This is a genomic window from Pseudoalteromonas atlantica (assembly GCA_007988745.1).
Classification (GTDB): domain Bacteria; phylum Pseudomonadota; class Gammaproteobacteria; order Enterobacterales; family Alteromonadaceae; genus Pseudoalteromonas; species Pseudoalteromonas atlantica.
The window spans coordinates 55,233-68,456 of record BJUT01000012.1; the positions used below are offsets into that span (position 1 = coordinate 55,233).

Annotated in this window: 7 protein-coding genes; 6 read left to right on the plus strand and 1 reads right to left on the minus strand. The window is 39.8% G+C overall.

The features are described 5' to 3' along the window. The first annotated feature begins 749 nt into the window (after window positions 1–749). The 3 genes from PAT01_RS07705 (at window position 750) to PAT01_RS07715 (ending at window position 6,289) form a co-directional block, all read left to right on the plus strand. Window positions 750–3,572, plus strand: coding sequence for a TonB-dependent receptor domain-containing protein (locus tag PAT01_RS07705; protein WP_154945278.1), 2,823 nt, complete (start codon window positions 750–752; stop codon window positions 3,570–3,572). A gap of 489 nt (window positions 3,573–4,061) precedes the next feature. Then, window positions 4,062–4,364, plus strand: coding sequence for an H-NS family nucleoid-associated regulatory protein (locus PAT01_RS07710; RefSeq protein WP_055013917.1), 303 nt, complete (start codon window positions 4,062–4,064; stop codon window positions 4,362–4,364). 173 nt (window positions 4,365–4,537) lie between these two features. Then, window positions 4,538–6,289, plus strand: a complete 1,752-nt coding sequence (locus PAT01_RS07715; RefSeq protein WP_154945279.1) for a DNA repair helicase RadD — start codon at window positions 4,538–4,540, stop codon at window positions 6,287–6,289. 16 nt (window positions 6,290–6,305) lie between these two features. Here the strand turns inward: PAT01_RS07715 and PAT01_RS07720 are convergent, their stop codons facing one another. Next, window positions 6,306–6,641, minus strand: coding sequence for a ribonuclease E inhibitor RraB (locus tag PAT01_RS07720; RefSeq protein ID WP_024033700.1), 336 nt, complete (start codon window positions 6,639–6,641; stop codon window positions 6,306–6,308). A 237-nt stretch (window positions 6,642–6,878) separates the two neighbouring features. Between PAT01_RS07720 and PAT01_RS07725 the strand changes: the two genes are divergently transcribed. The 3 genes from PAT01_RS07725 to PAT01_RS07735 are packed head-to-tail and all read left to right on the plus strand — an operon-like array spanning window position 6,879 to window position 13,167. Beyond that, window positions 6,879–8,582, plus strand: coding sequence for an autotransporter assembly complex protein TamA (locus PAT01_RS07725; RefSeq protein ID WP_404821025.1), 1,704 nt, complete (start codon window positions 6,879–6,881; stop codon window positions 8,580–8,582). Next, entirely contained in the window at window positions 8,582–12,265 is a 3,684-nt protein-coding gene (tamB, locus tag PAT01_RS07730) for an autotransporter assembly complex protein TamB (protein WP_154945281.1), read from the plus strand. The genes PAT01_RS07725 and tamB overlap by 1 nt, the downstream gene beginning before the upstream one ends. 20 nt (window positions 12,266–12,285) lie before the next feature. Then, on the plus strand, window positions 12,286–13,167 hold the full coding sequence (locus PAT01_RS07735) for a peptidylprolyl isomerase (protein ID WP_154945282.1): 882 nt from the start codon (window positions 12,286–12,288) through the stop codon (window positions 13,165–13,167). Window positions 13,168–13,224: the final 57 nt, after the last annotated feature.

Genomic DNA, 13,224 nt, shown 5'->3' on the forward strand with positions numbered 1-13,224 from the left:
CAGTTAAGTACATTTTAGCCTTTATCTAAATATGGTTACGTCTAAGGCTTAAATCTGATTTGCTGTTACTAAGTTAAACTTCGGGTTCAAAAAATTAACTGTAGGTGTATTTAAGTGTTTACGCTTCGTGCTATATGTCGTTTAATAATTAAATTTAATTACGCCATTAACTTTCTATTTTATGACACATTATCTCAAATTTTTTTACATAAATACTCGTGCTATTAACTCTAGCCTCAACTTTCTTTGCTACGTTTGGATAGCTCTTTAATTTAGCTAGCTCAGATTTACAGAGTGAATTGCGAGGCTGTACTATTTAAGTTTTGCGTCTCTTTTATAAATAATTTCGGGTGTGAGTTTTTTAGACTGTGCCACTTGAAACTGATTAGACCACTGCGTTAGCTTAAATTCAGTTGTGAATGATATATTTTAGGCATTATCTTTTACATCTCAGTATTAGGGCTTTGCCCATTCTTAAAGTCTTCTGGTCAATAAAACCTATTTAATTCAAGAATAATTAAGTTGATTAAGTGAAGTTATTGTTTTGTTTATTTAAATAATGGATTGGTGATTTATTTGCAACGTGTTGCATGGATGTAAGTCACAAGATGTTGTAAATAAAAGGTATTTTTGGTTATCGCTATGTTGACCTTGTACTCAAAATGGTATTAGTATTTGCGAGCCGGTTAATTTTAAGTATTAGCTAGGCGTATAAAAATAAACTATTAAAAGTATTCAGGGAGAATCACATGTTAAATAACAAAGTTTCAAAGGCAGTGCGTTTAGCGATTGCTTTTGGTGCAGCATCAACAGCTGCGTTTTCAGCAAATTCATTTGCTGCTGAAGAGGGAGTTGAAAAAGTAGAACGTATTCAAGTTACGGGCTCACGAATTCGTTCTACAGACCTTGAAACTGCACAGCCGATTCAGACTATTAGTCGTGAAGATATTGCTAACCAAGGTTTCACTTCGGTTATTGATCTTCTTGAGAATATGTCAGCGGCGGGATCTCCGCCAATAAGTCGCTCGGAGCCCCTCGTTTCAGGCGAAAATGTTGGCGGAAATTATGTGAACTTACGTAACTTAGGTACAGGTCGAACCCTTGTTCTTATTAATGGCAAGCGCCTAGGTATTACAACTTCTGGCTATCAAGATTTATCTGCTGTACCGATGGGTATGGTTGAACGTATTGATGTATTAAAAGATGGTGCATCTGCTATGTATGGCTCAGATGCCATGGCTGGTGTTGTGAACATAATTACCCGCAAGAATTTCGAAGGGTTAGAATTTACAGTTTATGGCGGGGAGTATGACGAAGGCGACGGTGAAAAGAAAAATGTAAGCATGGTCACAGGTATTACAGGTGATCGTGGCTCAATAACATTAGGTGCTGAATGGCGCGATGAAGGTGATGTATGGGCTAAAGACCGTGAATTTTCTGAGGTTTCTTACCCAGGGTACGATATTCCGAATAACCGTACTTTGGTAGGGCAGTATGGTCGATTCAACTATAATGATCAGTGGTATGTTGCTAAGCGCCCTGGCAATGCTGCTTCTTTCGATGATTTCGAACCACAAACATATGAAAATGGCTCAAGTATTTCACAGCAGCAAATGCATTTAGAAACGCCTCTCAGTGCTCGTTCGCTTTATGTTAGCGCTAACTATGCTCTTACAGACGATATAAACTTTAGTAGCGATATTGGTTATAGTGAGCGAAAAGCGACACGACAAGTTGCAGGTTACCCCTATCAGTCAGCTTCTGATGATATTGTTCTTAGTGCCGATAGTTATTTTAACCCAGTTGATGAGGACGTATATTTTACTCGCCGTGGTTGGGAGGTTCCTCGTACAACAGAAAGTAATCAAGATACCCTTCGTTTCACAGCAGCACTTGAAGGCTCATTTGAATTAGCTGATCGATATTTTGATTGGGATATTGGAGGGGTTTACAGTAAAAGCTCTACGATTCAAGTCGACAATGGTAACTTTTATAAGCCAGCAATTAAAGCTGCGACAGGTCCTTCATTTTTAAATTCATCAGGTCAAGTGCAATGTGGTACAGAAGATAATCCTATTTCTTCAGCAGAGTGTACAGCTTGGAATCCACTAGCTGGCTTTGGCGCTGGCTCAGTAGAATATTCCCTAGCGGATCCTAGTGTACAAGACTTTTTATATCCGACTCTGCATTATCGTGGAGAGACGCAAACTACAATGTACTTTGCAAATATTAGTGGTTTGATTACTGAGTTGCCAGCTGGTGGATTAACTTTTGCTCTTGGGGGCGAGTACCGCAAAGAAACAGGTCAGTATAACCCTGATGCCCTTGCTCAGTTAGGAGAAAGTACAACACTTGCTTCCGGTGCAACTGGCGGTAAATACGATGTAACTGAAGCGTATGCAGAATTAAACATACCAATCATATCGGATATGGTTGGCGCCAAGTCTTTAAGTGTGAACTTAGCTACAAGATACTCAGATTATAGTACATTCGGGGATACAACAAATAGTAAAGTAGGTATTGAGTGGAGGCCTATCGATGATTTATTAGTTCGTGGTACATGGTCTGAAGGTTTCCGTGCACCTACTATTAGCGATTTATATGGTGGAAGCTCTCAAACCTTCACGACAGGATTTATAGATCCATGTGATTCTGTATACGGTACTGCGGCAGGTTCAGCACGCTGCTTGCAAGACGTTCCTAGTGACTATCGACAATTACAACAAGGTTTTGTTCCTACTACTGGACCTGCAGCACAAACACCGGTTCCATTTAATAGTGGTTCTAATGAGTTTTTACAACCTGAAGAGTCAACTAGTAAAACAATTGGTTTTGTATATAACCCAAGCTATGTAGAAAACTTAGATATAATTCTCGATTGGTGGAGCATCAAAATTACTGACACAGTTGTCTCTGATACACCTAATGATATCTTAAAAGATTGTTATATTGGAGGGGATGAATCTCGTTGTGCTATGTTCTCACGAGATACAAACAACCATATCGTGAATGATTTAACATACGGTACCCGAAATGCAGGCTTTACTGAAACTTCAGGTATTGATCTAGCTTTAGCTTATGCATTTGAAACAGATTTTGGTAACTTCCGTGCAACTATGGATAGTACTTATCTAATTAAGTATGATTCAAAACCATCTAATGAAGAAAATGTAAAAGTGGAGTCATATGTAGGGCACGAAGATACATTTAGGCTTCGTTCTAGTTTAGGACTGAATTGGTCATATGGAGATTTCAGTGCAAATTGGGGTATACGTTACTTCTCATCAATGAGAGAAGATTGTTACTTTGAAGATAGATGTAGTAACCCTAATTTTGAACGTGATTGGACGAATGGCACTATCACACCTAAAAATAAAGTGGGTTCTACTGCGTTTAATGATGTACAGCTAACTTACAATACCCCATGGGAATCAAAGCTATCAATTGGCGCAAATAACGTCTTTGATAAACGTGGTCCTCTTATGTATTCTGGGCCTAGCTCGACTTATTCTTATTATGGTGGTTTTGATATTGGGCGTTTAGTTTACTTCCGTTATACACAAAACTTTTAATTTAAATAAAATTTATAATTTTTCAGTGATACCACTTGTGTAAAGCAAGTGGTATTTTCATTTTAAAACCAGATACTATAAAATGGATGTGTAAGTCACGCTAAATACATCTAGCATAAAGCATGATTTAACACCAAACGGATTAAATTTATGTTCTAATATCAAAATCTAACTTCCATAGATGTGATAATAACCAAGCATCGCTTTGAGCTCGCGAGAGGCTAATTGGTTAGATTGTACTGTGAATGCAGGAGCGCCTTTTATGGTCACTATATAAAGTAGATTAATTAGCCTTTAAATAGAAAATATAATATTTGCTATTTTAGAAACGACTCCTTACTAAACCATTTCATGTTGATTTCTCATGCTAAAGTATTTGCTTTTATACCTTTTACTATGGAGTAAAATTGCTCATGGTAAAAATATATTGTTGGGTTTATACTTGCTTTGAAATTAAAAAGTTAACTCCAACAGGCAAGAGAGATATAAATGAAAGAAGTTCGATCTTTTATTAAAACAGCATCATTAACTGAGCTAGAAAAAGCACAACAATTAATCACTGATGCGATTGCAAAATATACTGAGCAGCTACAAGCTAAACAGGAAGTGTTGGATCTTTTAAAAGAAAAAGGACTTACGTTAGAAGATTTACAAGATGGTACTGCAGATAAGCGAACCAAAGTAAAAGCTAAGTATCGCATTGAAGTAGATGGCGAGGTGGTTGAATGGACCGGTCGTGGACGTCGTCCTAAAGCGTTTGAAGGTGTTGATTTACAAAAGCACCTAGCTTAATAAAATAACAGAGAAGCTACGGCTTCTCTTTTTTAATGGTGTATAACTTAATAACTAAACCTTGGGCTTACGCCTTGCAAGTCAGGTTTAATTGGCGAAAACTTACCTTAAACTCCCCGCAGTCGCTTAGTATTTGTTAAACTGCATTTCTGGTTATTCTATTTACTATTTTCATGAGCTATAAATTAAGGCCGTATCAGCAAGAGGCCGTAGAGCGCACCGTTTTACATTTTAGAAAAACAAATGACCCTGCCGTAATTGTACTGCCTACCGGTGCCGGTAAAAGCCTTGTTATTGCAGAGCTTGCGCGAATAGCAAAACAAAAAATACTGGTGCTTGCACATGTTAAAGAGTTGGTAGAGCAAAACGCACAAAAATATAAAAACTTTGGTTTAAAAGCGAGTATATTTTCAGCAGGGTTAAAAGAAAAATCACTTAGCCACCAAGTTACCTTTGCCAGTGTTCAGTCTTTATCGCGTAATTTAAATAAATTAAATGAGCATTATTCTTTGCTTATTATTGATGAGTGCCACAGAGTAAATGGTGATAAAAAAAGCCAATACGGAAAGGTTATAAATACGCTCAAACAATATAACCCTCAGTTAAAAGTATTAGGTTTAACGGCCACACCTTATAGATTAGAAATGGGGTGGATATACCATCATCATTACCATGGTTTTGTAAAAGGTAATAAAGAAAGCCCGTTTAAAAACTGTATATTTGAATTACCGCTCAGGTATATGATCAAACATAATTACTTAACGCCGCCAAATGAAGTGGACGCGGCAATTAGTCATTATGATTTTTCGTCCTTGGCTACGAATGCATTTGGTCAATATACGACTGATGACATGAATGCGCTTTTAAAAAATAGCGAGCGCGCAACGCAAGCTATACTGAAGCAGGTAATACAATACAGTGAAACCCGCCAAGGCGTGATGATATTTGCGGCAACGGCGATGCACGCGCAAGAAATTTTAACTTATTTACCCGCAGAGCAAAGTGCCCTTATAACTGGCGATACCCCAAATGTAGAGCGCGATAAATTAATAAATCAATTTAAACAAAAAAACATAAAATACCTCGTTAATATTTCTGTTTTAACCACCGGATTTGATGCGCCGCATGTCGATTTTATCGCTATTTTACGTCCCACCGAATCGGTTAGCTTATACCAACAAATTGTTGGCCGTGGGCTTAGGCTAAATGAAGGAAAAACAGACTGCTTAGTTATAGATTACGCAGGCAACGGCTTTGATTTATTTCACCCTGAGGTGGGCGATAAAAAAGGTGATAGCGATAATGAGCCCGTTCAAGTGCTTTGCCCTGGGTGTGGGTTCGCAAATATTTTTTGGGGAAAAACCGATGCTGATGGCAAAGTCGTTGAGCATTTTGGCAGGCGCTGCCAAGGTTTATTAGAAGATGACGAAGGCCATAAAGAGCAATGCGATTATCGGTTTAGGTTTAAAGAGTGCGAACAATGTGGCGCTCAAAACGATATAGCAGCTCGTAAATGCCATGATTGTGGCGCAGTAATGGCCGACCCCGACGACAAGCTACGTAACGCCCTTAATTTGAAAGATGCGTTAGTACTGCGCTGTAGTGGGTTATCAGTGGTAAAACTTAAAGATGATTTAATTAAAATAACCTACTTTGATGAAGATGGTGCAAGTTGCGATGAGGTATATAACCTTGCCAGTAAAGGCGGGCAGTATATTTTTAATAAACAGTTTGGTAAACGTCTAGGGCAGGGGCAAGCGCCTGTCGAATTTAAAAGTGCTGAGCAGGTAATTAAGGCACAGTTCGATTTAGTGCACCCCGATTTTGTTATAGCGCGTAAAAGTAAAAAGTATGGCTGGAAGGTATCTGATAAATTATTTGATTACACTGGCAACTTTAGAAAAGCTAATCAGTTAAGCGGTTAAGCTTAACTGATTTTTGTTAAGCGGCGTCTTCGTCCATTAAACCCCAGCCATCGCCATAGCCATTGTAACTGTTAGCAATACTTTCAAGGTATTGCTCTGCTTGGCCAAGCAATGTGTGCTCTGGCACCATTTGTACATGAGTAATCACTTCCCACACGCCAGTGTCTTTACATTTTTCAACGTTTGCGCTTTGTACTAATGCATCAGAGATTATTTCTTTGGCAAATTTTTCAGCATCAGCTTGTTGTTCAAATAAAATGAAAAAATCGATTTGGTGCATTTTGCTTAAATCAACGCCAGCAGCGGCTATTTCGGCTAAAAGTTGGCCGTTATCATCATCAGGGAATTGCATTAAAAACTCATTTAAAATTAATTTTGTATTCGTAGCCACTATTGTAACCAAAATATTGCTTTAAAGCGTATTAATTTTGACTTTATAGGCATTAAAGGGGAGTGAAATTTGGTGCAAGATTACCATTAAGTTAATGTGTTGCTCATTATGGCTATGGTAGTATGTAACTCATTGGTGGTTAAATTTTAAAGAATAAAAAGTAAGGATATTTACTTGTTCAAACAGTTATTACGTTTTGTGTTTTTTTTAGCTTTTTTTATAAGCACTCAAGCCAGCGCTGAGCAAAGGGTAATTGAAGATTACGAAATTAAAGGGATTAGTGGCGAGTTAGAAAGTAACGTTGAGCTCTATTTAAAACAACTGGTTGGCGAAAAACCCACCAGAACCTTGCGCCGCTATGTTAAAAAGCAAGTGCAAAGCAGTATTAAAGCGCTGGGGTATTACAACCCAACGGTAGACATTGAGTTTGATAAAGACGACAAAGAGCTTATCGTTAAAGTAGAGCGCGGCCCTGCAACGCGCATAGAGGCTATCAATATAACGCTTAATGGTGAGGGTAAAAACGACTCGCAATTACAAAACGTTATTAAAAACTTAAATTTAACCCAGGGCGATGTTCTTAATCATGGCAGGTACGACTCAGCTCATAAAAAAATAGAGTCAATGCTATTAGATCTAGGCTATTTTGATGCTAAATGGCCAGCCCGAAAGCTTGCGGTATCAGTGCAAAAAAACAGTGCCGTTATTACATTTAATATAGATACCGGCGTGCGCTACACGTATGGCAATATAATCATTGCCAGCGAAACCCCCGCAGAAAAATACATTCGTTCACTTGCACCTTTTACCCAAGGGCAAGCTTATAAAGCCACACAAATTGCCGATTATAACCTTGAGCTCTCAAGCACACCGTATTTTGCAAGCGTGCGTATTTATGCCGATATACCAGCAAGAGCTAACGGACAAGTGCCTATAAATATTGATGTGCTACACAAACCTGCTAATAGCTACGAAGTAGGCGGTGGCTTTAATACCGAGCTGGGCCCGAAAGTGCGTTTTAAATGGAGTAAACCCTGGATCACAGAAGATGGGCATTATCTGGAAAGCAATTTAAATGTAGCTGAGAAACAGCAAGATATTTCTATGGCGTACACCATTCCGGTAGATGACCCTAACGACGATCTATGGCGTTTATCAGTGGGTTACAAGTTAGAAGATGAACTTGCCGATGACATATACAGTGAAATACTGACCGGCCAACTGCAACGCCAATGGTTAACTGAAGATAAATGGGTACGCACGGCCTTTTTACGTCGTGACCAAGAAACATACCGCATTGGTGATGAACCAGAAGAAAGCACCGAAATGCTTATGCCCGGTATTAGCTATGCCCGCAAAAAGTCAAAAGGAGGCACAACGCCTTATTGGGGTGAGCAGTGGCTAATTTCGGCCGAGTTTGGTTTAGATGATGTACTTTCAACCACAAACTTAGTGCGGGTGCAGCTGCAGCATGCGTGGCTGCGAACCTATTTAGATAAACACTTAGTTTTTTTAAAAGCAAACGTGGGCGCCATGCTGGTCGATAATATTGAAAACGTCCCTTACTCGCTGCGCTTTTATGCCGGTGGTGACCAAAGTGTACGTGGCTTTGCTTATCAGTCTATTTCACCTGAAGATGAAGACGGTGATTTAATTGGTGGTAAATACTTACTAACCAGTACTATTGAATACAATTACCAATTTGCACAAAATTGGCGCGCCGCTTTATTTGTTGATGGCGGTACCGCCACAAATGATTTTTCGGACGACTTTGAAGTGGGCGCAGGCTTTGGCTTTCGTTATTTAACACCCATTGGCCCCGTAAAAGTAGACCATGCATGGGGACTTACTAAAGAAAGTAAAAGCACACGTTTAAGCATTACCATAGGGCCAGAAATTTAATGTCAGTATTTAAAAAAATATCCGCCGCCGTCATCGGCGTTTTAATCACGCTTGCCGTTATTATATTTTGCTTGTTATTTACTGCGCCCGGTAATCAATTTATTGCTTATAGTGCCAATAAAATGGTGGACGGCTTACATATTGAGATTAAAAAAGGGCGCTTTTTATATAACAACCCGTTTAATGTGAGTTTTAAAAACCAAAGTACAGATTTTAAAGCGCAGCAGCTTAAAATAGATTTATTTTGGTGGCAGTGCGATGGCCTATGTATTGAAAATGTAAGCGCGCGGTCAATCAAACTAGCCCTTGGCAATGCACCCGAAGCCACACAACAGAGCACCTCAGATCCATTAGCTAAAATTACGTTTCCCTTTAATATTGCCGTTAAAAATGTAGCAATAAACGAATTTGTATTAAATCATCCAAGTGCTGATGTAACCGTAAATAACTTTACCCTTGCAGCGAAAGCTGAAGATGCAACCTTAGCACTAAAAAGCCTAACTATTAGTGATGTATTGGTAAAGCTTAAAGAGCAACCCGCCTCATCTAATCAAGCAACGGCTAATCAAGGCCAAGCGCTAACAGCGCTACCTGCGTTACCAGATATAGAATTTACATCGCCCCTTAATTTACGGGTAGAGCAGTTTGACGTTAAAAAGGTGGATATTGAGCAAGGTGAGCAAACTCACACAATCGAAAATATAGCGCTTGTATTAAATGTAGAAGATGAAAAAGTTAACTTACAAACGCTTAGCGCGCAGTATCAACAATGGCAATTAAATACAGAGTTAACTAGTGAGCTTGCAGGTAACTTACCATTAAACGCTAAAGTAGCGTTAAACAGCGACTTGCACCAAGCGAATTTAGCGTTAAGTGGTGATCTATCTGATTTAAATATAAATTTACAAACGACTGGTCAGTACCCATTAAATTTAACGGCGACGGCTAATTTAAAACAAAAAAATTATCCGTTTGAACTTACTGGTAAAGTTGAGCAATGGTTGATTGACGCTCAAAGTAACGAGCTAAAAGTAAATAATGTTGATTTATCAGCTTCGGGTAATGCGGATGATTACACACTAAGTTTAAAAGCGCATAGCCAATTAGGTGCCTATCCAGCTGTAGTATTAAACACGCAATTAAACGGCTCGCTTAGCCAAGCGCAGTTAAGTACCTTAAGCCTAAAAGCAAACGACAGTAGTGCAATATTTAAAGGTAATGTTAATTGGCAAAAGGGCATACAAGCCGATTTCACCGGTTCGTTAAATAGCTTAAAAGCACAATACTTAACAGATGCGCTTACAAGTAATATTTCTGGCCAGCTAGAAGGGCGCTTTAACAGCGAAGGGCAAAACTGGCACTTGCAAATGGATAATACACAACTTGCAGGTACACTGAACCAAACACCGCTTGAATTTGCCTCAAACTTTACACTTAACAATACGCTAAAAGCCAACATAGACAGCCTGTATTTAAGTAGCGGGGCCAATAAATTAACCTTGAGCGGGCAAGTTGACGACACCTGGCAGGTTGACGGAAAAGTAACACTGACAGGAAATGAGCAAACTAATCTGCCATTCGTTGCAAACGGTAAGGCCGATTTAAAAGTTAGAGGGCCCCGTTTAACCCCCGCCGTTGATTTATCGTTATTACTCGATAACTTTATGTATAACGACATAAACGTTAACAAACTCGCCCTTAAAGGTCAGCTCGATACAGCCGCAGATTGGCAAACCGATGTGAGCTTAAACGTAGGCTCAGCAATGGTTGCTGATCAGGTAATTAATAGTGTTGAGCTAACTGCCACTGGCGATAAAACTGACCATCAGCTGGTGGCCGCCATAGATGCAGAGCAAGGCGCTGCTGAGCTTGAAGTAACCGGTAAGCTCAATAATGACGTGTGGAATGGCTCGCTCAGTAATATAACGCTAAGTGACAAAAAGCTCAGCTTTAGTAATAGTAAAAAAATTGCGGTGATGTTTAATACCCAAACCAGCGATTTTGATGTGAGTGCACATTGCTGGCGCTCAAACAAAAGTGAGCTATGTATTAACACCCTTGCGCAAACTAAAAACTTGGGCCAATTTAATGCTACGTTGAGCAATTTAGCGCTTGAAGAGCTTAAACACTTTTTACCAGACAACATGCGTACGCGTGGTGATATAAGCGGCGACTTTGCTGCAAATTGGAACGAGGGCGCATTAAAAACACTTCGCGCTAATTTAAATGCGGATGACCTTGTTGCTGTTCTTACCTCAGAGGAAGACCGGTTTAAATTGCCCATCGAGACGCTAAAAGTTAGTGCCTACACTGACTCTCAAACGGGTAAGCTAGAGGCCGATTTACGCTCAAGTGTGCTTGGTAAAATAGCCACCGAAATTAATATTGATGATATTCAAAATCAGCAAACATTAAACGGTCACCTTAATATAGATAAAATATTGCTATCAGACTTACATCCATTTCTCGAAACCCTTGAGCAATTAAAAGGCGATATAACAGGTAACGTGGCAGTTGCCGGCACTTTGCAAGACCCACTATTAAATGGTGAGGTAAATGTCAGTGATATCAATTTAGAAGGTGAGCAGTTGCCGGTGGTGTTGCAAAAATCTAATGTAAACATTTTATTTGATAAAACCACCGCCACAATTAAAGGTAATTTAAACGACACCCAAGGCGGTAAAATCAACCTAACCGGCGACGTAGATTGGCAAGGTGCACAGCCTGAGGTAAATGTAAGCGTTAACGGCGAGCAGTTTTTTGTTCGCGCGCAGCAAGGCGTGACGTTTAAAGTATCGCCTGATTTAACTATTGGACTTGCAAATAATGCATTAAAGCTGTCTGGCGAAGTGATTGTGCCTTATGGCAGGGTAATGATTGAAGAGCTGCCAGAGGGCGCCGTTCAAGTGAGTGACGATGAGATTATTGTTGATCAACAAACTGAAACGGCAGAAAACGTGCCGTTTGATTACGATGTAAATTTAAAAGTGATTGTTAAAAACGATGTAAAAATAGAATCGTTTGGTCTTGAGTCGAAAATAGCGGGCGATTTAGCCATCAAAATGAGCCAGGGCGCCCCTATAATTGCCACCGGCGAGCTAAATTTAATCGATGGTACGTATTTAGCTTTTGGCCAAGATTTAATTATTAGTACTGGGCAAATAGGGTTTAGTGGCTCGATTGAGCAACCGTTTTTAAATATTAAAGCCATACGTAATCCAGACACCACAGCAAACGGTGTTGTGGCAGGTGTTACGCTTACTGGTAACGTTGAGCAACCTACCTTAAAAGTATTTTCTGAGCCGGCAATGGATCAAGCACAAGCGCTGGCCTATTTACTCAATGGGCAGCCGCTAGGCGAGGGCGACAGTTCAAGCGATGCCATGCTTACTCAGTTATTGCTCTCACAAGGGGTGAGCCGCAGTGAAGGCGTTGTATCTAAAGTTGGCGAAACCATTGGTTTATCTGATGTAAGCTTAAGTTCAACGGGCTCTGGCGATAGCACTAAGCTTGAAATATCGGGATATGTAGCGCCTAGCTTACAAGTTAAATACAGCGTAGGGGTATTTGACTCGCTCAGTGAGGTCGCTATTCGCTATCAGCTGCTTTCGCAATTTTATGTAGAGATCACCAGTGGTTTAAATCAAAATGTTGATTTACTCTATAAGTTTGATTGGGACTAAATAGGCAGTATAAGGGTTATATGAAAGGATTATATTTAGCAGCACTAATAACAGGATTAACTGGGTGCGCCCAATACACAGAGCAACACGCGGGCACTCAACAAACTCCAACCCGTAGCGCAAGCGAGGTAATAAAGCAGGCTAAAGCGCACGAATGGCGAAATGTAGACAAGCAAAATGTTTTAAAAATTACGCTACCTACAGGGGCGGCTTATGTTGAGCTTAACCCGCAGCTTGCAGCTAAGCATACTGCGCACGTAAAACAACTTGCACGAGAAGGCTTTTATAAAAATACCCGTGTTTATCGTTTTGTTGAAGGGTTTGTAGCCCAAGGAGGCGACAGCTCAGGCAATAAAGTAATTAAAACGGCTAATAAAACTGTGCCTGCAGAGTTTTACCATAGCACCACACAGCCGCTTAAAATTACAGAGCTACAAGGCGATGGTTACGCGCCTGTAACGGGGTTTTTAAACGGTTTTGCTGTCGCACAAAACGCCTCTAATACACAAACTTGGCAGGTACATTGCCACGGTGTGTTTGCCATGGCGCGTGGCAATGAGATCAACAGTGCAAGCACTGAATTTTTTGTCACCATTGGCCAAGGTCCGCGCTACCTTGATAAAAATATTACCGTATTTGGAAGAGTGCTTGAAGGTATGGAGCACTTTAATCGTTTACAGCGTAAGCCTGTTCCTAACACGCCATTTAACCCAATTAAAAACATTGAGGTGTTAGCCGATATTAAGCGTGATAAAAGCACCTTTAATGTTATGAAAACAGACTCGCAATCATTTAGAGAATTGATTGAGGCGCGAAAAAATCGTACCGAACCTTGGTTTGTATACGCCCATAATTATATTGATGTGTGCGCAATGCCTATTCCGACTAAGCGCATTGATTAGCTTATAACGGGTATAAAAAAGGAGCTTAAGCTCCTTTTTTATGGTGATATTTAAGTC